The sequence below is a fragment of the Variovorax sp. S12S4 genome (assembly GCF_023195515.1).
In the GTDB taxonomy this organism is placed as follows: Bacteria; Pseudomonadota; Gammaproteobacteria; order Burkholderiales; family Burkholderiaceae_C; genus Variovorax.
Genome location: NZ_JALPKR020000002.1, coordinates 2,374,178 through 2,395,761, shown reverse-complemented (window position 1 = coordinate 2,395,761; position 21,584 = coordinate 2,374,178). Strand labels below are relative to the sequence as shown.

The window sequence follows — 21,584 nt, the reverse complement described above, 5'->3', positions numbered from 1 at the left end:
CTACTTACAGATTTTTGATAGCTGCCGAAGGCGGAAATTTATTCAGTGACAGGTCGCCATATAGCCCTGTTGAGTCACTAAAAGAGAAGCCGGCACCTTCATCCTTGTGGATGAGAAATTGCCCATGCTCCAACGCGGTGATCGGCATGTTCATCGCCTCGGCGAAGTAGACGCTGAACGGACAAACCATCGTCGGCTCAAAGCTCACATCATGCTGCCAGGGCGTGGTCGTAAAATCGTCGCCACCGATAAAACCTCCAAGCCTTATTTTGGGCCACATCTTGATCAGGTCGATCGTAATTCCACGAAGGGTGTGGTCCCCGTCGATATATGCAAAATCGAGAGACTCATCCGGTATCTCACCAACGACTTCCTTGGTGCGCCCTCTCAAAATTCTCCGCTTGTCAGCCGCAAAGGCCGTCTTTGCATCCATCTCTCGGTAAATTGCATCGAAAATCTCCGGCCTGACATTGAAGGGCTTATTCCAATCCGGCAGGTTTGCCCACGGGTCGATCATGTAGTAAGTCTCGACGTGCGATGCAGCACTCAATACATCTGCCGCAAAATCGCCTTTCCAGACCCCAACTTCGGCCATCACTCGAGCCCGCTGGGCGCAGAGGAATCTCTTCCACAACTCGCCCCGCGAGGAAGATCCGCGCAACAATGCGGCGAGCTCGACGCCATCAATGTTCATTTAATACGCCTCCGATCTGCACGACGAGCCTTGCTTACATCAAGACCTACAAACCCAAAAGACTCGATCGATTTTATTGAACTGAAATTAAACATGTTGGCATCAATATGCAATTTGCGCCTTGCAGCAGTATTTTTTCAACTAATCCCGCTGGCAGAGGTGACTCTGTGACCATGCCCCCGAGGTCGACTTTAGATGGATAGCGAAATAAATTTCGGGGAAATCGGCCAAAAATTACCGATAGCTGCAAAATGGTAGATTCCCACCGATTGCAGTAAGTTGGCGACCTGACCGCCGGTTTGTTTTACTTGGGCAGAGTCGATTACTGCACCCTGCGCAGGTATATGGCAGTCGCCTCGGGAGCAAGCCGGGCTATAACCATCAGTGAACTGCTCACTTGGCGCAGCAGTACGCTTCCTTCGCTCAGGTGATCAAGGTAGCGATTCAAAACGCTCGGCTGCATTCATCGATCCTCCGACACGAAATCGAGAAGATCGAATTATGTCATTTGTGACACAGCAAGATTAGGGACGACTGCCCCCACGGGCCGATCAGATGCACGGGTGGTCAGGCAGCCTTCTTCAGCGCACTCTGGTCGTTCACGGCACTGAGACGGATGGCGATCGGATCATGAAGTGCGCAGGTCAGGAGAGCGACACAAGCCGATCAACCTGTTCAAAGTGAGGGCCGCGAACAAAGGGAAGCCGAAGTACGAGAGTCCGTTGCATGCCCGCAGCGCGCTCGTGAAGTCCCGGGGGCGCCAACTTAGCCCTTGGTACAGGCAGAACGCGTGCGAACCCGCGTGTCCTGCGGGATCTGAAGCGAAAACGCCCAACTGAGAACAGTTGGGCGCTGAATATTGGTGGCCTGGGGCGGAATCGAACCACCGACACGCGGATTTTCAATCCGCTGCTCTACCAACTGAGCTACCGGGCCTTGGTGTGCAGCCTTAAATTATACAGCGCTTCTGCGGCCTCTCGAAAGATCGACGCCAAGTTGTTTGAGCTTGCGATAAAGATGGGTGCGTTCCAGCCCGGTCTTCTCGGCAACGCGGGTCATGGAGCCGTTCTCCATGGCCAGATGGAATTCGAAATAGGCCTTCTCGAAACCGTCGCGTGCATCGCGCAACGGGCGGTCCAGGTCGAAGCTCTGGGTCGACTGCGGGCCGGCATCGGGAACGGGCACTGAAGCCAGCGAGGCAAGCAGCAGGCTGTCGCCTGTGGTGGTGATGGCCGCCGCCGGGTTGACACCCGTGGCCGGCGGCACGACGCCGGCGGCCGCGCGCCGGGCGCTTTCGCGGGCGAGGCCCTGCTCCACGGCCTTGAGCAGCTTTTGCAGGGTGATGGGCTTTTCGAGGAACGCGAAGGCGCCGATGCGGGTGGCGTCCACTGCGGTGTCGATGGTGGCGTGGCCGCTCATCATGATGACGGGCATGCTCAGCAGGCCGGCCGTGGACCATTCCTTGAGCAGCGTGACGCCGTCGGTGTCGGGCATCCAGATGTCGAGCAGCACGAGATCGGGCCGTGCGCGCTGCCGGGCTGCGCGTGCTTCGGCGGCGTTTTCCGCGAGCTCCACGTTGTGGCCTTCGTCATTGAGAATTTCGAAGAGCAGGTCCCTAATGCCCAGCTCGTCATCGACCACGAGAATGTTTGCCATGAGTGCTGCTTGTTGTATGCGCCGGTGTCTGCAATGGTGTGTATGGTCCGCCAGCCGATCCATCGACTGAGCGCAATGGATTTCTTTCGCGCTCAGGCGGCGGAAGACTTCGAATCTTCGGTGTGAGCGACCGCTGTTTGCGACTCGCCTGCCAGCGCGAATGATAGCGAGACTTGCGCCCCCGCTACAGCCCCATCGACAACGCGGTTGGAAAGCTCGATGCGGGCGCCGTGCTCGTCCGCGATCTTCTTGACCACGGCCAGCCCCAAACCAGTACCTTTTGTTTTCGTGGTGACGTAGGGCTCGAAGGCGCGCTTGAGAATGTTCTCGGCAAAACCGGGGCCGCTGTCCTGCACGGTCAGGCGCACGCGCTGGCCCGAATCGCCCAGGCGCGTGCGAATGACGACCTCGCCTGCCCTGCCGCTGGTACTGGCGGCGGCCTCGGCGGCGTCCTGGGCGTTTTGCAGCAGGTTGTGAATGACCTGGCGGATCTGCTGCGCATCGCCGCGAATGGGCGGGCAGCGCTCGTCCAGCTCGGAGCGCAGCGCAATGGGCGTGTTCTCGGCGCTGTACAGCTGGAGCACGTCGGTCAGCAGCGCGTTCAGGTCGACGGGCTTGAGGTCGGCCGCGGGCAGGCGGGCGTAGTCGCGGAACTCATTGACCAGCCGCTTCATTGCATCAACCTGGTCGACGATGGTCTTGACCGACTTGACGAGCACGGCCTGCTCGGGCGGCGCGACCTTGCCCGATAGCTTCATCTCCAGCCGTTCGGCGGAGAGTTGGATGGGCGTGAGCGGGTTCTTGATTTCGTGGGCCAGGCGGCGCGCGACCTCGCCCCATGCTTGTGCGCGCTGGGCCGAGACGATTTCGGAGATGTCGTCGAACACCAGCAGCCGCGCGGCGCCGGGCAGCTCGGCGCCGCGGGCGACGATGTTGATGGCACTGCCCTGCTGCGGCAGGTCGGTGCCGGTGGCGTGCAGTTCGAAGGCATGCTGCCAGTGGTCGAGGCCGTGCTGCAGGCGCTCGACCTGGAATTCGTCGAACTGCTGTTGCACGCTGTTGCCAAAGTCGGCCAGGCCGGGCACCTGCGCGAGGGGCTGCCCTTCGTAGGCGGCCAGCGGCGCGCGCAGCACGCGGGTGGCGCCGGGGTTGGTCGAAAGGATGGTGCCCTTGGCGTCGAGCACGATCACGCCCGAAGTCAGGTTGTCCAGAATGGTCTGCAGGTTGGCACGGGCGGCGTCGAGCTGGCCCATGGTCTTTTCGACCGCGCCGCGGGCATCGGCCAGCTGCTGGGTCATGACGGCGAAGGAGCGGGTCAGGCCGCCAAGCTCGTCCTTGCCTTGCAGCACGGCGGTCGGCCGCAAGTCGCCGGCGGCCACCTGGCGAACGCCTTCCGCCAGCACAAGCAGCGGCCGCGCCAACTGGTTGCCGAACAGCACCGCCAGCAACACGGCGCCGAACACGGCCAGGAACAGGCTCAGCGTGAGCGTGCCGATGTACATGCGCCGCAAGCCCTCGCGAGCCAGGGCACGCTCCTGGTATTCGCGGTTGGCCTCTTGCACGGCAAGCGCATTGGCCACCACGGCCGGCGGCAGCGGCTGCGTCACCTGGAGAAAGCGCGGCGCAGTGTCGAAGTCGAACCCGGGGCGTTGCACCATGGCAATGGCGCGCACCGTGGCGGGCGGCAGGCTGGCACCCGGCGCCGCGGTTTCGTCGAGACCTTCGATATGGGCGATGGCCCGATCCGCGCGCACTTGCCGCAATTGCTGGATGGTCGGCCGCTCGGGGTTCAGCTGAAAGCGCGAGGTGCCTGCCCCTGCAATGAGCTGCCCGGTGCCCGTCCAGAGCACCACATCGCTGGCCTGCAGCTGGTCGCGAATGCGCTCGAGGGCGAGGCCGGCGCTCGCATCGGGCACTTGTGCAAGCTGCGCGCTGGCCGCGCGGGTCTTGGCGGCCAGGTCGTCGGAAAGCGAATCGAGCGTGGCTCGGCCAAGATTGAGGCCGGCATCGAGCGCGCCCTCGACCTTGACATCGAACCAGCTTTCGATCGACCGCGCGACGAACTGATAAGACACCACATAGACCAGCGCACCCGGCACCACGCCCACCAGCGCGAAGATGGCGGCCAGCTTGATGAGAAGGCGGCTGCCGAACTTGCCTTGGCGCAACCGCCGCAGCAGGCGAAAAGCGACCCAGCCGATGACCAGCACCAGCAGCACCGCCACCACCACGTTGATGCCGAAGAGCCGCACGTAGTAACGCTCGTACAGCGCACGGTTGTTGGTGGCCTGGGCCAGCAGGAACATCAGCACCAGGCCAATGGCGGTGACCAGCGCGGCGCCCACGCCCACGGCCCAGCGGACCGCGCGCGAGCGGCGAGCGGCGGGTGTGGCCGCTGCGCCGCTGCGCGGTTTGGTGCTCACCGCTGCTTCTCCAGCGGCAGCTTGGCGCTGCGCTCGGCGACGATGTTCCAGTCCGCCTGCCCGACCACGCCGATCTGGAACGGGCGCGGCAGCTGCGAGGTGTCGAGCCGGAAGCGGAACACGACTTGGTGCTGCGCTTCGTCGCCGATGTCGGACACATCGCCCAGCCGCAGCCGGCCGACGCGCTTGACGGCGTCCATGGCGTCGGAAAGGCTGTCGAAGTTCTGGTTCAGCGAAACGCCGAACCCGGCCGTGCCGGTGATCGGCACCGGCGACACGTTGAGCCGCCAGCGGCGCGTGAGCGGCTGGTAGGCAAGCCGCATATGGCGCGTGACCTGGGCGACCTTGCGGTCGGTCCAGTACCAGCGCTCCTGAAAGACCTCGGCCTCGGCCACGAAGTAGATCGCAATGCCCTTGTCGAGCACCTCTTCGACCAGCGAGGGCAGCTCGAATTGCACGGCCGCCGTGAGGTAGACGCCGTCGTCCGCTTGCTCGAGGCGCATCTGGGTGACCGAAGGGCCGCTGCGCCCTTGCGCCGCGGCGGTCAGGGGCAGCCAGCCCAGCAGCGTGACCATCACCACCGCCAGCAGCAGCGCCGCCATCTGCGCCAAGCCGCGCCGACCCCAAGTTTTAACCGGGACGTTTTTCAAGCAGGGCGTAGAAGAAGCCGTCGTGATCACCTGAGGGATTGTCCGGGACGGCGCGGGCATTCGCCCCGCTTTGGGGGAGCAAATGGCCTGGCGATGCCTTCAATCGGGCGTTGGTGTTGTGCGCAAGAAACGCATCGATTTGTTGCGAACCCTCTTCGCGGAACACCGAGCAGGTGCAATAGAGCAGCCGGCCGCCGGGCCGAACCAGGGGCCAGAGCGCCGCCAACAGCGCGGCCTGCTGCACCGCGAGCTGGCCCGTGTCGCTCTCGCGGCGCAGCCAGCGCACGTCGGGGTGGCGCCGGACAATGCCCGAGGCCGTGCAGGGCGCATCGAGCAGGATGGCGTCGAAGGGCCTGCCGTCCCACCACGCGGAGGGGCGCGCGGCATCGGCCACTACTACTTTAGCGGTCAGTCCAAGCCGGCTCAGGGTCTCGTCGATGCGGCGGCTGCGAACAGGGTCCACCTCAAGAGCCGTGACCTCGATGGCGCCGGGGCCGCCCACCTCGAGCAGGTGGGCCGTCTTGCCGCCCGGAGCGGCGCAGGCATCGAGCACTCGCAGCGGCGCAGTGCCGTCGGTGGGCAGCAGGCCTTCGAGCAACAGCGGCGCCGCCATTTGCGCAGCGGCATCCTGCACCGAGCAATCACCGTCGGCAAAGCCGGGCAGTTGCTGCACCGGCCGGGCACGCGCCAGTTGCAGGCCGGACGCCCCTACGCGAACGGACTCCAGGCCGATCGCTTCGAGCGCCAGCTGATAGGCAGGAACGGTGGTCTTCTGCACATTCACGCGCAGGGTCATCGGCGCGTGTGCGTTGTCGGCGGTGAGCACGCGCTGCCAGTCGCGCGGATGGTCGCGCTTGAGCCGCTCGATCCACCAGCGCGGATGGTTCCACTGCGCCACCGGCTCATGGTCGGTCGCAGCCACGAGCTCGTCGCGCTCCCGCAGAAAGCGGCGCAGGCAGGCGTTGATGAAGCTCGCCTGCGCACGCGTGGCCGGGTTGCGCTTGGCGGCCTCCACGGCCTGGTCGACCAGGGTGAAGGGTTCGTACGGCGCATGCTGCGCATCCCAGGCCAGCGCCAGCGCGGTGCACAGCAAGGCGTCGGGCAGCGGCGGCGGCGTGCGCTTGGCCAGGTGGCGGCGTAGGGCTTCGGCGCGGCCGAGCCAGCGCAGCACCTGAAAGCCGAGCGCCTGCACGCCGGGGCGCATGGCGGGCTCCACGGATTCGAAGGCGACGGTGCCCGAGCTGCCGGCGCGAATCGACGCGAGCGCCACCGCTGTCAATTGCAGTTGGCGCCACAACGGCGGTTGCAGCAGCGGGGCGCTGCCGCCTGGATGATCGGAAGATAGTTCTGGCAAGTTGGGGCGATGGTAACGGGCCCGCGTGACGCACAGCGCCGCACAGGCTCTAAGAAAAAAATACGACTTCGCGCAGCCGGCCTCAGAGCAGAGGCGCGGCAGGACGCAAACGCACCAACCATGCCACCAGCAAGGCCGGGAACTGGACGATTGCGGCGTTGTACTGGCCTACCGCCACGTTGAACTGGCTGCGCGCAATTTCCGCCGAGGCCGAAGGCTCGGGCCATGCCATGGGCTCGACCGCACCGGGCAGTGCGACCTCAGCGCGCACCGATTCCGGCCGACAGCAGCGGCGCGGGCCGCGAGAGCGTGCCGTCCGCATCGAACACGGTGACCGCTGCGTCCGGATGCTGGCGCTGCCATGCGTTGATCAGCACCTGCAGCGCCGTGGCCAGCGCGGCCATGGCACCCGGGTCCAGCGGACGCAGCCGGGTTGCACCGAGTACCGAGGCAAGCTGGGTGGTGGCGGCCTGCAGCGGCGCCACCGACGAAGACAGGCTGTCCGGCGGCGCGTCCTTCTGCGCCGTGGCCGTGATGCTGGCCTGAACGAAGTCGAGCTGCTTTCGCAGCGCCGCGTCGAGCGTGGCATAGGCCTGGAGCACGGCCGCGCGCAGGCGCACCAGCCGGTTGTAGGCGCCCACGAACCAGAACAACAGCACCGCGGTGGCGATCCAGCCGGCCAGCGAGTCGGGCAATACGCTCATCGACAAAAACGTCTCATGGAAAGCTCAAAGAAAAACGCCCCCCAACCGGAAGCGGTCGGGGGGCGTCGGATACCGGTCATGACCGGTGATGCTAGCCGTTTATTCGGACGCGGCGCCTTCGCTGGCGTCGGCCGTGCTGTCGACATCGCTGGTCGAACCGGCCAGCTCTGCAGCTTCCGATTCGGCGATGGCGCGGCGCTCGGCCTCGTCCATCTGGTCCTTGACCTTGCGGGCCTGGTGGTAAGCCATGCCGGTGCCTGCGGGAATCAGGCGGCCGACGATGACGTTTTCCTTCAAGCCGCGCAGTTCGTCGCGCTTGCCCATGATCGCGGCTTCGGTCAGCACGCGCGTCGTTTCCTGGAACGAAGCGGCAGAGATGAACGAGTCGGTCGAGAGCGATGCCTTCGTGATACCCAGCAGCAGGTTGGTGAACGTCGCGGGGATCTTGCCTTCGGCGCGCAGGGCGTCGTTGGTGTTGAGCATTTCGCTGCGTTCGACCTGTTCGCCGGAGATGTAGCTCGTGTCGCCGATGTTGTCGACCACGACGCGGCGCAGCATCTGGCGAACGATCACCTCGATGTGCTTGTCGTTGATCTTCACACCTTGCAAGCGGTACACGTCCTGCACTTCGTCCACGATGTAGCGCGCGAGTTCTTCCGAACCCAGCAGGCGCAGGATGTCCTGCGGGTCCGCCGGACCGTCGACCACGCTTTCGCCCTTGTTCACCACCTGGCCTTCGTGCACCAGGATGTTCTTTTCCTTCGGCACGAGGTCTTCCCAGACCGTGCCTTCCGGATCGGTGATCTGCAGGCGAATCTTGCCCTTGGTCTCCTTGCCGAACGACACGGTACCGGTCATTTCGGCCAGCATGCCCTTGTCCTTCGGCGAGCGGGCTTCGAAGAGCTCGGCAACACGCGGCAGACCGCCGGTAATGTCGCGCGTCTTCTGGCCTTCGACCGGAATGCGCGCCAGCACTTCGCCGGGGCCCACGTCCTGGCCGTCACGCACCTGCACCAGGGCGCCGATCGGGAAGCCGATCGTCACCGAGTGGTCGGTACCCGGGATCTTCACTTCGGCGCCGGAGGCGTCGATGAGCTTCACCTGCGGGCGAACGACCTTGGCAGCGCCGCGGCGCTTCGGGTCGATCACGACCAGGGTCGACAGACCGGTCACTTCGTCCACCTGCTTCGCAACCGTGAGGCCTTCCTCGACGTTTTCGAACTGCGTCTTGCCGGCGAACTCGGTGATGATCGGGCGCGTCAGCGGATCCCAGTTGGCAAGCACATGGCCGGCCTTGATCTGCTGGTCGGCCTTGACGGCCAGGGTTGCACCGTACGGCACCTTGTGGCGCTCGCGCTCGCGGCCGTGTTCGTCATGAATGACGATCTCGCCCGAACGTGCAATCACCACCAGCTCGTTCTTGCTGTTGGTCACGTAGCGCATCGTGGCGTTGAAGCCGATCGTGCCGTTGGACTTGGCTTCGACGCTCGAGGCCACTGCCGCACGCGACGCCGCGCCACCGATGTGGAACGTACGCATCGTGAGCTGCGTGCCGGGTTCGCCGATCGACTGCGCCGCGATCACACCGACGGCTTCGCCGATGTTGATCAGGCCGCCGCGGCCCAGGTCGCGGCCGTAGCAGGTCGCGCAGATGCCGAAGCGGGTTTCGCAGGTCAACGCGGTGCGGACCTTGACTTCGTCGACACCCTCGGCTTCGAGGAGTTCGATGTTGTCTTCGTCGAACATCTCGCCGGCCTTGAGCAGCACCGAACGGTTTTCCGGATGCAGCACGTCGTCCGCAGCCGAGCGGCCGAGGATACGGTCGCGCAGCGATTCGATGACTTCACCGCCTTCGACGATGGCGCGCATCAGGTAGCCGCCGTGCGTGCCGCAGTCCTGCTCGGTCACCACCAGGTCTTGCGTCACATCGACCAGACGACGGGTCAGGTAACCCGAGTTCGCGGTCTTCAGTGCCGTGTCGGCCAGACCCTTACGGGCACCGTGGGTGGAGATGAAGTACTCCAGCACGTTCAGGCCTTCGCGGAAGTTCGCGGTAATGGGCGTCTCGATGATCGAGCCGTCCGGCTTGGCCATCAGGCCACGCATACCGGCCACCTGGCGAATCTGCGCTGCGGAACCGCGGGCGCCGGAGTCGGCCATCATGTAGATGGAGTTGAAGGACTCCTGCTCCACTTCCTTGCCGTGGCGGTCGATGACCTTCTGCTTGGACAGCTTGGACATCATGACCTTCGACACTTCGTCGCCGGCCTTGCCCCAGATGTCCACCACCTTGTTGTAGCGCTCGCCGGAGGTCACCAGACCCGAGACGTACTGCTGCTCGATCTCTTTCACTTCCTTGGCGGAACGCTCGATGATGCCGTGCTTTTCAGCAGGCACCAGCATGTCGTCGATCGCGATCGAGATACCGGCCTTGGTTGCCAGGCGGAAGCCGTTTTGCAGCAGCTTGTCGGCGAACACGACGGTCTCTTTCAGGCCGCACTTGCGGAACGAGACGTTGATGAGCTTGGAGATTTCCTTCTTCTTCAGCGCCTTGTTGATGTTCGAGAACGGCAGGCCCTTTGGCAGGATCTCGGACAGCAGTGCGCGGCCCACGGTGGTGTCCACCAGCGACGTGGAAGGAGTGAATTCACCCGTTTCCTTGTCCTTGGTGTACTCCGTGATGCGCACGGCAACCTTGGCGGTCAGTTCGACTTCGTTGGCGTCGAGCGCGCGCTGCACTTCACCGATGTCGGAGAAGATCAGGCCCTCGCCCTTGCCGTTGATGCGGTCGCGGGTCGTGTAGTACAGACCCAGCACCACGTCCTGCGAAGGAACGATCGACGGTTCGCCCGAAGCCGGGAACAGCACGTTGTTGGAGGCCAGCATCAGCGTGCGGGCTTCCATTTGCGCTTCCACGGACAGTGGCACGTGAACGGCCATCTGGTCGCCGTCGAAGTCGGCGTTGAACGCCGCGCAAACCAGCGGGTGCAGCTGGATGGCCTTGCCTTCGATCAGGATCGGCTCGAACGCCTGGATGCCCAAACGGTGCAGCGTAGGCGCACGGTTCAGCATGACCGGGTGTTCCTTGATCACTTCTTCCAGGATGTCCCAGACCACCGGCGTGCCGGATTCGACTTCCTTCTTGGCAGCCTTGATCGTGGTCGCGATGCCCATGGCTTCGAGGCGCGAGAAGATGAAAGGCTTGAACAGCTCGAGCGCCATCAGCTTGGGCAGGCCGCACTGGTGCAGCTTGAGCGTCGGGCCCACCACGATGACCGAACGGCCCGAGTAGTCGACGCGCTTGCCCAGCAGATTCTGGCGGAAGCGGCCGCTCTTGCCCTTGATCATGTCGGCGAGCGACTTGAGCGCGCGCTTGTTGGCGCCCGTCATGGCCTTGCCGCGGCGGCCGTTGTCCAGCAGCGAATCGACCGCTTCTTGCAGCATCCGCTTTTCGTTGCGCGCGATGATTTCCGGAGCCTTGAGCTCCAGCAGGCGGCGCAGGCGCGAATTGCGGTTGATGACGCGGCGGTACAGGTCGTTCAGGTCGGAGGTCGCAAAACGGCCGCCGTCCAGCGGCACCAGCGGACGCAGGTCCGGCGGCAGCACGGGCAGCACGTCGAGCACCATCCACTCGGGCTTGATGCCCGACTTGCGGAAGGCCTCGAGCACCTTCAGGCGCTTGGAGTTCTTCTTGACCTTGACTTCGGAGCCGGTCAGATCGCCGCGCAGGCGTTCGATCTCGCTGTCGAGTTCGATGCCCTCGAGCAGGTCCTTGATGCCCTCGGCGCCCATCTTGGCGACGAACTCGTCGCCGTATTCCTTGCGCTTCGCGTCATAGTCGTCCTCGGACATGATGCCGAACTTCTTCAGCGGGGTCATGCCGGGGTCGGTGATCACGTAGGCTTCGAAGTACAGCACGCGTTCGATGTCGCGCAGGGTCATGTCGAGCACGAGGCCCAGACGCGACGGCAGCGACTTCAGGAACCAGATGTGCGCGCAGGGCGCGGCCAGGTCGATGTGGCCCATGCGCTCGCGGCGCACCTTGGTCTGCGTGACTTCAACGCCGCACTTCTCGCAGATCACGCCGCGGTGCTTCAGGCGCTTGTACTTGCCGCACAGGCACTCGTAGTCCTTGATGGGGCCGAAGATCTTTGCGCAGAAGAGACCGTCGCGCTCGGGCTTGAACGTGCGGTAGTTGATCGTCTCAGGCTTCTTCACCTCGCCGAAAGACCACGAACGGATCTTCTCGGGCGAAGCCATGCCGATCTTGATGGCATCGAAATGCTCATCGGGTGTGAACTGCTTGAACAGGTCGAGTAGCGATTTCATGTGACTCTTTCCCTCTTCTGATTACGAACGCTCGAGCTCGATGTCGAGACCCAGCGAACGGATTTCCTTGACCAGCACGTTGAACGACTCCGGCATGCCGGCTTCGATCGTGTGTTCGCCCTTGACGATGCTTTCGTACACCTTGGTACGGCCTTGCACGTCGTCGGACTTCACGGTCAGCATTTCCTGCAGGACGTAGGCGGCGCCGTAAGCTTCCAGCGCCCACACTTCCATTTCACCGAAACGCTGGCCGCCGAATTGCGCCTTGCCGCCCAGCGGTTGCTGCGTGACGAGCGAGTACGGGCCGGTCGAACGGGCGTGCATCTTGTCGTCCACCAGGTGATGCAGCTTCAGGAAGTGCATGTAGCCGACGGTGACGGGACGCTCGAACTGGTCGCCGGTGCGGCCGTCGAACAGGTACGCCTGGGTACGGGTGTCGGTCAGGCCCTTGAGCTTGGCGATGTCGTCCGGGTAGGCGAGCTTCAGCATGCCGCGGATTTCTTCTTCCGAGGCGCCGTCGAACACCGGCGTGGCGAAGGTCGCGCCGCTCTGCAGGTTGGCTGCCATTTCGAGCACGTCGGTGTCGCTCAGCTTGCTCAGGTCTTCCTTGCGGCCCGAGCCGTTGTACAGCTGCTCCATGAACTTGCGCAGCTCGGCCACCTTGGCCTCTTGCTGCAGCAGGTCGCCGATGCGCTGGCCGATGCCCTTGCCGGCCCAGCCCAGGTGCACTTCGAGCACCTGGCCCACGTTCATCCGCGAAGGCACGCCCAGCGGATTCAGGCAGATGTCGCACGGCGTGCCGTCGGCCATGTGAGGCATGTCTTCGACCGGAACGATCTTCGACACCACACCCTTGTTGCCGTGGCGGCCGGCCATCTTGTCGCCGGGCTGCAGGCGGCGCTTGACGGCCAGGTAGACCTTGACCATCTTGAGCACGCCCGCGGGCAGCTCGTCGCCCTGCGTGAGCTTCTTGCGCTTTTCTTCGAACGCGAGGTCGAAGCTGTGGCGCGTCTGCTCCAGCGAGTTCTTGATCGACTCGAGCTGCGTTGCCACTTCGTCGTCCGCCGGACGGATGTCGAACCAGTGGAACTTCTCGACCGATGACAGGTAAGCCTTGTCGAGCTTGGTGCCCTTGGCCAGCTTGTTCGGGCCGCCGTTGGCAACCTTGCCGGTCAGCAGCTTCTCGATACGGTCGAACGCGTCGGCTTCGACGATGCGAAGCTGGTCGTTCAGGTCGAGGCGGAAGCGCTTGAGCTCGTCGTCGATGATCTGCTGGGCGCGCTTGTCGCGCGTGATGCCTTCGCGGGTGAACACCTGCACGTCGATCACGGTGCCTTGCGAGCCCTGGTCCACGCGCAGCGAGGTGTCTTTCACGTCGGAAGCCTTCTCGCCGAAGATGGCGCGAAGCAGCTTCTCTTCAGGCGTGAGCGTGGTCTCGCCCTTCGGCGTGACCTTGCCCACCAGCGTGTCGCCCGGCTGCACTTCGGCGCCGACATAGATGATGCCGGATTCGTCGAGGCGGTTGAGCTGCTGCTCGGCCAGGTTCGGAATGTCGCGCGTGATTTCTTCGGCACCCAGCTTGGTGTCGCGAGCCATCACCACCAGTTCCTCGATGTGGATCGAGGTGTAGCGGTCTTCCGCGACGACGCGTTCCGAGATCAGGATCGAGTCTTCGAAGTTGTAGCCGTTCCAGGGCATGAACGCGATCAGCATGTTCTGGCCGAGAGCCAGTTCGCCGAGGTCGGTCGATGCGCCGTCGGCCACCACGTCGCCCTTGGCGATCTTGTCGCCGCGCTTGACGATCGGACGCTGGTGGATGTTGGTGTTCTGGTTCGAACGCTGATACTTGATCAGGTTGTAGATGTCCACACCGACTTCACCTGCAGCCGCTTCGGCGTCGTTCACGCGCACCACGATGCGGGTCGCGTCGACGTAATCGACGATACCGCCACGGGTGGCCGTGACCACGGTACCCGAGTCGACCGCGGAAACGCGCTCGATACCGGTACCGACGATCGGCTTTTCAGGGCGCAGCACAGGCACGGCCTGGCGCTGCATGTTGGCGCCCATCAGCGCGCGGTTCGCATCGTCGTGCTCGAGGAACGGCACGAGCGAGGCGGCCACCGACACGATCTGCGCGGGCGACACGTCCATGTACTGGACGCGCTCTGCGCCCACCAGGATCGATTCGCCGGCTTCACGCGCGGAGACCAGGTCGCCGATCAGCTTGCCGTCCTTATCCAGCACCGCATTGGCCTGGGCAATGACGTACTTGCCTTCTTCGATGGCCGACAGGTAGTCGATATCCATCGTGACCTTGCCATCCACCACGCGGCGGTACGGCGTCTCGATGAAGCCGTATTCGTTCAGACGGGCGTACAGGGCCAGCGAGTTGATCAGGCCGATGTTCGGGCCTTCAGGCGTTTCGATCGGGCACACGCGGCCGTAATGGGTCACGTGCACGTCGCGCACTTCGAAGCCTGCACGTTCACGCGTCAGACCACCCGGGCCAAGGGCCGACACGCGGCGCTTGTGGGTGATTTCGGACAGCGGGTTCGTCTGGTCCATGAACTGCGACAGCTGCGAGGCACCGAAGAATTCCTTCAGCGCGGCCGAGATCGGCTTGCTGTTGATCAGGTCGTGCGGCATCAGCGGCTCTTGCTCGGCCTGGCCCAGACGTTCCTTCACGGCCTTCTCGATACGGGCGAGGCCGGTGCGGTACTGGTTTTCGGCCAGCTCGCCGACGCAGCGCACGCGGCGGTTGCCCAGGTGGTCGATGTCGTCGACTTCGCCGTTGCCGTTGCGCAGGTCAACGAGGATCTTGACCACGGCCAGGATGTCTTCGTTGGTCAGCACCATCGGGCCGGTCGATTCGTCGCGGCCGACCTTGGCGTTGAACTTCATGCGGCCGACGCGCGACAGGTCGTACGTGTCCGGGTTGTAGAACAGGCGCTGAAACAGCGCCTGCACGGCGTCTTCCGTCGGCGGCTCGCCGGGGCGCATCATGCGGTAGATGGCCACGCGCGCTGCAAACTCGTCCACCGTTTCGTCGATGCGCAGGGTTTGCGAGATGTACGCGCCCTGGTCGAGTTCGTTGGTGTAGATCACCTGGATGTCTTGCACGCCGGCCGTGCGCAGCTTCTTCAGCAGCGCTTCGGTCAGCTCGTCGTTGGCCTTGGCCAGGATTTCGCCGGAATCGGCGTCGACGATGTTGCGCGCGATGACGCGGCCGACCAGGAAGTCTTCCGGCACGCTGATGTGCGTGGTGCCCGACTGCTCGAGTTCACGCGTGTGGCGCGCGGTCACGCGCTTGTCCTTGGCGACCACGACCTTGCCCGACTTGTCGGTGATGTCGAAGCGCGCGACTTCGCCGCGCAGGCGCTCGGGAACGAATTCCATCTGCGCACCGCTGTCCATCAGGCGGAAGTTGTCGTTCACGAAGAAGTTCGCGAGGATCGATTCCGGGTTCAGGCCGATGGCCTTCAGCAGGATCGTCACGGGCATCTTGCGGCGACGGTCGACGCGGAAGTACAGCATGTCCTTCGGGTCGAACTCGAAGTCGAGCCACGAGCCGCGGTAGGGAATCACGCGGGCCGAGAACAGCAGCTTGCCCGAGCTGTGCGTCTTGCCCTTGTCGTGTTCGAAGAACACGCCGGGCGAACGGTGCAGCTGCGAGACGATCACGCGCTCGGTGCCGTTGATGATGAACGAGCCCTTTTCGGTCATGAGCGGCACTTCGCCCATGTAGACCTCTTGTTCCTTCACTTCCTTGACCACCTTCGACTGCGACGTCGACGACTCGCGGTCATAGATGATGAGCTGCACCTTGGCGCGCACGGCCGAGGCGAACGTCAGACCGCGGGTCTGGCATTCGCGCACGTCGAAAGCCGGCTTCGCGAGGTTGTACTCGAGGAACTTCATCTCGACAAAACCATTGTGCGAGACGATCGGGAAGGCTGCGTCGAACGCGGCCTGCAGGCCTTCGACGGTGCGTTGTTTGGGCGGAATGCCGGCTTGCAGGAACGCGGTGTACGCGTCTTTCTGCATCTGCAGCAGGTAGGGGATTTCGACGACGCTGTCGCGGTTACCGAAACTTTTTCGGATGCGCTTGCGTTCGGTGTAACTGTACGCGGACGATTGGGCCATGAGAGCTCCGGAGCTTGAGATCTTCAGCGACTTGTCAGCAATGCCGAGCGGCACTACTGCTTGGCGGCTGGCCACTACCAGCCGTTGGCGGACAGCGATGCGTTGCACATCGCCCGAACCAAGGGGTCTTCTGCAGTCGGGGTCAGAAGACACTCAAAAAACGCATGGAGACGGCGTCTTTTGGGTGCGCTCTGAAAGCGGCAAAGGCTGGAGGGCCTTTTCAGGCACCTCCAGCCCTCTAGGGGGTCTGAATTACTTCAGTTCCACCTTGGCGCCAGCTTCTTCCAGCTTCTTCTTGGCGGCTTCAGCGTCAGCCTTCGACAGGCCTTCCTTGACGGCCTTGGGAGCGGCTTCCACCAGGTCCTTGGCTTCCTTGAGGCCCAGGCCGGTGATTTCGCGCACGGCCTTGATGGCCGAAACCTTGTTCGCGCCTGCATCCATCAGCATGACGTTGAACTCGGTCTGCTCTTCGGCAGCAGCGGCGGTAGCACCACCACCAGCGCCGGCGGGGGCAGCCATTGCAGCGGCGCTCACGCCGAACTTCTCTTCGATGGCTTTCACCAGGTCGTTGAGTTCCAGGACCGTCATGCTGTCGAGCGCGGTCAGAAATGCGTCTTTATCGAATGCCATTTTTGTTTCCTAACAATTGGGTTGAATATTTCAAACGCAAGGCTCAAGCGGCCTGCGCTTCTGCCGGTGCATCGGCGGGTGCAGCTTCGCCACCACCGCGCTTCTCGGCCAGCGCCGCGAGCACGCGGGCGGTACGAGAGATCGGGGATTGCATCAAGCCCAGCAATTGCGACAACAGCACTTCCTTGGAAGGGATGTTGGCCAGTTGCTTCACGCCCTCGACGTCCAGGACCTTGCCGCCAAACGCGCCACCGCGAATCACCAACTTGTCGTTGGTCTTCGCGAAGTCGGCCACCACCTTGGCGGCGGCCACTGCGTCTTCGGAAAAGCCGTAGATCAGCGGACCGGTCATCTGGTCACCGACGACTTCGAATGCGCTACCAGCAACAGCACGGCGTGCCAGCGTGTTCTTCAACACGCTGAGAGTCACACCCTTGCTGCGAGCTTCGGTGCGCAGTTTGGTCATATCGGCAACCGTGATGCCACGGTATTCCGCCATCACGAGCGTTTGAGCTTTAGCGGCGAGGCTGGTCACATCACTGATGACCGCTTCTTTCTCACTGCGATTCAGACTCAAGGTCTACTCCTTTTAATGCGACCTTCGGCCGGGGCCTCGGATCGCGCTTCATGCAGCGACCAACTGTCAGGAACAAAAATCAAATTCCTTGCAGTGGGGTCGCCATCTGCGCTGGATACCGGAAGGATCGATCCGGCGATTAAGTGCAGCGCCCTGCACACCAGCGGTCTTGGATGGCTCGCGGCAACCGAAGCTGCCGCGACCCACCACATTCGCCCTGCTCTTTTCAGAGCCGGGCAAATCTCTTTAGCTCGCCGAGATGGTTTGCGTATCCACGCGGACACCCAGACCCATGGTCGACGAAACAGCCACCTTGCGCAGGTACACGCCCTTGCTGGTCGCCGGCTTGGCCTTGACCAGAGCGTCGATCAGCGCGGCGAGGTTGCCCTGCAGCTTGTCGGTGTCGAACGAACGGCGGCCGATCGTGCCGTGCACGATACCGGCCTTGTCGACGCGGAACTGAACCTGGCCAGCCTTGGCGTTCTTCACGGCCGTGGCGACGTCCGGCGTCACGGTGCCAACCTTGGGGTTGGGCATCAGGCCGCGCGGGCCGAGGATCTGGCCGAGCGTACCGACCACGCGCATCGCGTCGGGGGCGGCAATCACGACGTCGAAAGGCATGTCGCCAGCCTTGACCATTGCAGCGAGGTCGTCCATGCCGACGATGTCGGCGCCGGCGGCCTTGGCTTCTTCAGCCTTGGCGCCTTGGGCGAACACAGCCACGCGCTTGGTCTTGCCGGTGCCGTTGGGGAGCACGACGGCGCCACGCACGACCTGGTCAGACTTCTTCGCGTCGATGCCGAGCTGCACGGCCACGTCGATCGATTCGTCGAACTTGGCGGTGGCGGCTTCCTTCACGAGGCCGATGGCGTCAGCCAGCGGGTACAGCTTGTTGCTGTCGACCTTGCCTGCGAGCGCTTTTTGCTTCTTGGTGATCTTGGACATTTACACGCCCTCCACATTCACGCCCATCGAGCGGGCAGTACCGGCGATGGTGCGAACCGCGGCGTCCATATCGGCGGCCGTCAGGTCCTTCATCTTGGTCTTGGCGATTTCTTCGAGCTGAGCGCGCGTGATCTTGCCGACCTTGTCGGTGTGCGGACGGGCCGAGCCCTTGTCCAGCTTGATCGCCTTCTTGATCAGCACGCCAGCCGGGGGCGACTTGATGATGAAGGTGAAGCTCTTGTCGGCGAACGCGGTGATGACCACCGGCAGCGCCAGACCCGGCTCGTAGCTCTGCGTTTGCGCATTGAACGCCTTGCAGAACTCCATGATGTTCAAACCACGCTGGCCCAGTGCGGGACCGATGGGTGGTGATGGGTTGGCCTTACCAGCTGGCACTTGCAGCTTGACGAAGCCGACGATTTTTTTCGCCATGTTTTGCTCCTTGCGGGTGATATCGCCTTGGCTCTCGCCTCGGCTCCCCGGGGTTAAACGACTCTTCGATCAAGGCCGCGCGCCGAGTCGGACAACGCGCAGCCGGAAATGGTTCCGATCCGAAGACCGGCGGGACTCAGGTCTTTTCGACCTGGCCGAATTCGAGCTCCACAGGCGTCGCGCGGCCGAAAATCATGACCGACACGCTGACCTTGCTCTTTTCGTAGTTCACGTCTTCAACGGTGCCGTTGAAGTCGGTGAACGGGCCTTCCTTGACGCGCACGAACTCACCCACGGTGAACTCGACCTTGTGGCGCGGCTTCTCGGTGCCTTGCTGCATCTGGCTGACGATGTCCTCGACCTCCTTCTGCGAGATCGGGGCCGGGCGGTTCTTGGCGCCGCCGACAAAACCCGTCACCTTGTTGGTGTGCTTCACCAGGTGCCAGCTCTCGTCGTCCATGATCATTTCGACCAGCACATAGCCCGGGAAGAAGCGGCGCTCGGTGGTGCGCTTCTGGCCGTTCTTGATTTCGACCACTTCTTCGGTCGGAACCAGGATACGGCCGAACTTGTCCTGCATGCCGGCGCGGTTGATGCGCTCGGTGATGTTGCGTTCGACGGCCTTTTCCATGCCCGAATAGGCATGCACCACGTACCAACGCAAATCAGGGTTGGCGGCGGGAGCCAGCACGGAGGTGTTTTCTTCTTCCGGGCTGCTCGGCGTGGTTTCAACAGCGTCGTCAGTCATTTATTTTCTCCAGCCCAGAATGAGGTCGAAAAACACCCATTCGAGCGTCTTGTCGGTGAGCCAGAGGAAGACGGACATGACTGCCACGAAGGCAAACACGTAGGCCGTCATCTGCATTGCTTCTTTGCGGGCCGGCCAGACGACCTTCTTGACCTCGCGCCACGAGTCGCGGCCAAAAGCCCACAACTGGCGGCCATTCTCCGAACTGCCGAACGCGCCCACAGCCGCGGCCAGGCCGACCAGCAGCGCAGCCCATTGCACCAGCGAGCCCTGGCGCGCGAGCAGATAGAACGCCACGATGGCGCCCACTGCCAGCAGCACCGACACAGCCAATTTGGCCTTGTCGGCGCCCGTGCTCACGGTTTCGATTTGAGAAGTGGCCATGTTTGGCTGATTTCCTGCGGCCTTCCGGCCTTCAATTCAATGCGTCTTCTTGAGACGCCGAAGCCCATCGGGTTGCGATGGGCTTTTTTCGGGGTGCCACCTAGGTGGCAGGGGCAGTAGGAATCGAACCTACAACCTTCGGTTTTGGAGACCGACGCTCTGCCAATTGAGCTATACCCCTCCGGTACTCTTTGCGCTCGGCTTAGATGTCGAGGATCTTTGCCACGACGCCCGAACCCACGGTGCGGCCGCCCTCACGGATGGCGAAGCGCAGGCCTTCTTCCATCGCGATCGGGTTGATCAGCTTCACGGTGATGCTGACGTTGTCGCCAGGCATGACCATTTCCTTGTCCTTGGGCAGCTCGATCGCGCCGGTCACGTCCGTCGTGCGGAAGTAGAACTGCGGACGGTAGTTGTTGAAGAACGGCGTGTGACGGCCACCTTCGTCCTTGGACAGCACGTACACCTCGGCGGTGAAGTGCGTGTGCGGCTTGATGGAGCCGGGCTTGCACAGCACTTGGCCGCGCTCGACTTCTTCGCGCTTGGTGCCGCGCAGCAGCACGCCGACGTTGTCGCCCGCTTGACCTTGGTCCAGCAGCTTGCGGAACATTTCCACGCCGGTGCAGGTGGTCTTGACGGTCGGGCGGATGCCGACGATCTCGATTTCCTCGCCGACCTTGATCACGCCGCGCTCGACGGCGCCGGTCACGACGGTGCCGCGGCCGGAGATCGAGAACACGTCTTCGACGGGCATCAGGAAGGTGCCGTCCACGGCGCGCTCGGGCGTCGGGATGTAGGTGTCGAGGGCTTCGGCCAGCTTCATGATGGCTTCTTCACCGAGCTTGCCCTTGTCGCCTTCGAGGGCGAGCTTGGCCGAGCCGTGGATGATGGGGGTGTCGTCGCCAGGGAACTCGTACTTGTCGAGGAGTTCGCGCACTTCCATTTCGACGAGCTCGAGCAGTTCGGCGTCGTCGACCATGTCGCACTTGTTCAGGAAGACGATGATGTAGCCCACACCCACCTGGCGCGCCAGCAGGATGTGCTCGCGGGTCTGGGGCATGGGGCCGTCGGCGGCCGAGCACACGAGAATGGCGCCGTCCATCTGGGCTGCGCCGGTGATCATGTTCTTGACGTAGTCGGCGTGGCCGGGGCAGTCGACGTGGGCGTAGTGGCGGTTGGCCGTTTCGTACTCGACGTGGGCGGTGTTGATGGTGATGCCGCGGGCCTTTTCTTCGGGCGCCGCGTCGATCTGGTCGTAGGCCTTGGCTTCGCCGCCGAACTTGGCCGACAGCACCGTCGCGATCGCAGCCGTCAGCGTGGTCTTGCCGTGGTCAACGTGACCGATCGTGCCCACGTTCACGTGCGGCTTGGTGCGGGTGAATTTACCTTTTGCCATTTTTCGACTCCGAAAAAAACGATTTCAACGTATGCAGATGGGTTGCAAACCTGCTGTTGCAACCCCCAAAAACTGGTGCCCTTTGCGGGAATCGGACCCGCGACCTCTCCCTTACCAAGGGAGTGCTCTACCACTGAGCCAAAAGGGCTTTGTCTAACCAATCGCTTCCGGCGTCGAATCGGGTCTCTGGAGCGGGAGACGGGAATCGAACCCGCGTCATCAGCTTGGAAGGCTGGGGTTCTACCATTGAACTACTCCCGCATCGGGGGCACTCAAAGGCACCCAAAGCGCTAGATCCAATCGCTCTTAGAAACCAAATTCATCGCTGGTGGAGAGGGCTGGATTCGAACCAGCGTACTCGTAAGAGGGCAGATTTACAGTCTGCTGCCATTAACCACTCGGCCACCTCTCCGGCGAACCTCGAAATATAGCACGGTTTTGTGACTTCACAGAACCTCCAGCACCAATAAGACGCAGGAACTGCACGAGGCGAACTGGCGGGAATTATCCGCGAAA

16 protein-coding genes and 5 tRNA genes are annotated in these 21,584 nt (G+C 63.2%); all 21 read right to left on the bottom strand.

The features are described 5' to 3' along the window. Positions 1-4: 4 nt before the first annotated feature. Positions 5-694, bottom strand: a complete 690-nt coding sequence (locus tag M0765_RS11760; protein ID WP_258503832.1) for a class I SAM-dependent methyltransferase — start codon at positions 692-694, stop codon at positions 5-7. An 860-nt stretch (positions 695-1,554) separates the two neighbouring features. After that, a tRNA-Phe gene (locus M0765_RS11755) sits at positions 1,555-1,630 on the bottom strand. A gap of 18 nt (positions 1,631-1,648) precedes the next feature. After that, positions 1,649-2,350 (bottom strand): response regulator, encoded by a 702-nt coding sequence (locus M0765_RS11750; RefSeq protein WP_157611832.1) that lies wholly within the window; start codon positions 2,348-2,350, stop codon positions 1,649-1,651. A 92-nt stretch (positions 2,351-2,442) separates the two neighbouring features. Next, positions 2,443-4,773 (bottom strand): sensor histidine kinase, encoded by a 2,331-nt coding sequence (locus M0765_RS11745; RefSeq protein WP_258503831.1) that lies wholly within the window; start codon positions 4,771-4,773, stop codon positions 2,443-2,445. Beyond that, positions 4,770-5,375, bottom strand: a complete 606-nt coding sequence (locus M0765_RS11740; protein WP_258503830.1) for a DUF4390 domain-containing protein — start codon at positions 5,373-5,375, stop codon at positions 4,770-4,772. The genes M0765_RS11745 and M0765_RS11740 overlap by 4 nt, the downstream gene beginning before the upstream one ends. 28 nt (positions 5,376-5,403) lie before the next feature. Beyond that, positions 5,404-6,732: a 16S rRNA (cytosine(967)-C(5))-methyltransferase RsmB gene (gene rsmB / locus M0765_RS11735; protein ID WP_258508232.1), complete on the bottom strand. Its 1,329-nt coding sequence runs from the start codon at positions 6,730-6,732 to the stop codon at positions 5,404-5,406. Between the two features lie 127 nt (positions 6,733-6,859). Continuing rightward, the gene (locus tag M0765_RS11730) at positions 6,860-7,048 is read right to left on the bottom strand and encodes a LemA family protein (protein WP_258503829.1); all 189 of its coding nucleotides are present in this window, start codon (positions 7,046-7,048) and stop codon (positions 6,860-6,862) included. Beyond that, positions 7,038-7,481 (bottom strand): lema family protein, encoded by a 444-nt coding sequence (locus M0765_RS11725; RefSeq protein ID WP_258503828.1) that lies wholly within the window; start codon positions 7,479-7,481, stop codon positions 7,038-7,040. Before M0765_RS11725 ends, M0765_RS11730 begins: the two co-directional genes overlap by 11 nt. Positions 7,482-7,580: 99 nt before the next feature. After that, positions 7,581-11,810 (bottom strand): DNA-directed RNA polymerase subunit beta', encoded by a 4,230-nt coding sequence (rpoC, locus tag M0765_RS11720; RefSeq protein ID WP_258503827.1) that lies wholly within the window; start codon positions 11,808-11,810, stop codon positions 7,581-7,583. A 21-nt stretch (positions 11,811-11,831) separates the two neighbouring features. After that, a complete protein-coding gene (rpoB, locus tag M0765_RS11715) occupies positions 11,832-15,956 on the bottom strand; it encodes a DNA-directed RNA polymerase subunit beta (RefSeq protein ID WP_126749938.1) in 4,125 nt (1,374 codons plus the stop codon). A 252-nt stretch (positions 15,957-16,208) separates the two neighbouring features. Continuing rightward, complete coding sequence (gene rplL, locus M0765_RS11710) at positions 16,209-16,586, bottom strand: 50S ribosomal protein L7/L12 (RefSeq protein ID WP_258503826.1); 378 nt, start codon at positions 16,584-16,586, stop codon at positions 16,209-16,211. A 43-nt stretch (positions 16,587-16,629) separates the two neighbouring features. Continuing rightward, a complete protein-coding gene (gene rplJ / locus M0765_RS11705; protein ID WP_126749936.1) occupies positions 16,630-17,163 on the bottom strand; it encodes a 50S ribosomal protein L10 in 534 nt (177 codons plus the stop codon). A gap of 246 nt (positions 17,164-17,409) precedes the next feature. Then, positions 17,410-18,108 (bottom strand): 50S ribosomal protein L1, encoded by a 699-nt coding sequence (rplA, locus tag M0765_RS11700; protein WP_258503825.1) that lies wholly within the window; start codon positions 18,106-18,108, stop codon positions 17,410-17,412. Further along, the gene (gene rplK / locus M0765_RS11695; RefSeq protein ID WP_028258525.1) at positions 18,109-18,540 is read right to left on the bottom strand and encodes a 50S ribosomal protein L11; all 432 of its coding nucleotides are present in this window, start codon (positions 18,538-18,540) and stop codon (positions 18,109-18,111) included. A 136-nt stretch (positions 18,541-18,676) separates the two neighbouring features. Then, a complete protein-coding gene (nusG, locus tag M0765_RS11690) occupies positions 18,677-19,288 on the bottom strand; it encodes a transcription termination/antitermination protein NusG (protein WP_126749934.1) in 612 nt (203 codons plus the stop codon). Beyond that, positions 19,289-19,672 carry a preprotein translocase subunit SecE gene (gene secE, locus M0765_RS11685; protein WP_126749933.1) on the bottom strand — a complete coding sequence of 128 codons (384 nt, stop codon included), beginning with the start codon at positions 19,670-19,672 and terminating at the stop codon, positions 19,289-19,291. 105 nt (positions 19,673-19,777) lie between these two features. Continuing rightward, a tRNA-Trp gene (locus M0765_RS11680) sits at positions 19,778-19,853 on the bottom strand. A gap of 21 nt (positions 19,854-19,874) precedes the next feature. After that, positions 19,875-21,068 carry an elongation factor Tu gene (gene tuf, locus M0765_RS11675; RefSeq protein WP_012745744.1) on the bottom strand — a complete coding sequence of 398 codons (1,194 nt, stop codon included), beginning with the start codon at positions 21,066-21,068 and terminating at the stop codon, positions 19,875-19,877. A 73-nt stretch (positions 21,069-21,141) separates the two neighbouring features. Beyond that, positions 21,142-21,216: transfer RNA gene (locus M0765_RS11670), tRNA-Thr, on the bottom strand. A gap of 39 nt (positions 21,217-21,255) precedes the next feature. Beyond that, positions 21,256-21,329, bottom strand: a tRNA-Gly gene (locus M0765_RS11665). Positions 21,330-21,394: 65 nt separating this feature from the next. Then, positions 21,395-21,480: transfer RNA gene (locus M0765_RS11660), tRNA-Tyr, on the bottom strand. Positions 21,481-21,584 lie beyond the last annotated feature (104 nt).

Excerpts from the sequence above, each read along its gene's own strand:
- rplA (WP_258503825.1), bottom strand. The coding sequence starts at position 18,108 with ATGTCCAAGATCACCAAGAAGCAAAAAGCGCTCGCAGGCAAGGTCGAC.
- rpoC (WP_258503827.1), bottom strand. The coding sequence starts at position 11,810 with ATGAAATCGCTACTCGACCTGTTCAAGCAGTTCACACCCGATGAGCAT.
- rplL (WP_258503826.1), bottom strand. The coding sequence starts at position 16,586 with ATGGCATTCGATAAAGACGCATTTCTGACCGCGCTCGACAGCATGACG.
- secE (WP_126749933.1), bottom strand. The coding sequence starts at position 19,672 with ATGGCCACTTCTCAAATCGAAACCGTGAGCACGGGCGCCGACAAGGCC.
- M0765_RS11740 (WP_258503830.1), bottom strand. The coding sequence starts at position 5,375 with ATGGCGGCGCTGCTGCTGGCGGTGGTGATGGTCACGCTGCTGGGCTGG.
- M0765_RS11725 (WP_258503828.1), bottom strand. The coding sequence starts at position 7,481 with ATGAGCGTATTGCCCGACTCGCTGGCCGGCTGGATCGCCACCGCGGTG.
- rpoB (WP_126749938.1), bottom strand. The coding sequence starts at position 15,956 with ATGGCCCAATCGTCCGCGTACAGTTACACCGAACGCAAGCGCATCCGA.
- tuf (WP_012745744.1), bottom strand. The coding sequence starts at position 21,068 with ATGGCAAAAGGTAAATTCACCCGCACCAAGCCGCACGTGAACGTGGGC.
- nusG (WP_126749934.1), bottom strand. The coding sequence starts at position 19,288 with ATGACTGACGACGCTGTTGAAACCACGCCGAGCAGCCCGGAAGAAGAA.
- M0765_RS11750 (WP_157611832.1), bottom strand. The coding sequence starts at position 2,350 with ATGGCAAACATTCTCGTGGTCGATGACGAGCTGGGCATTAGGGACCTG.
- rplK (WP_028258525.1), bottom strand. The coding sequence starts at position 18,540 with ATGGCGAAAAAAATCGTCGGCTTCGTCAAGCTGCAAGTGCCAGCTGGT.
- M0765_RS11760 (WP_258503832.1), bottom strand. The coding sequence starts at position 694 with ATGAACATTGATGGCGTCGAGCTCGCCGCATTGTTGCGCGGATCTTCC.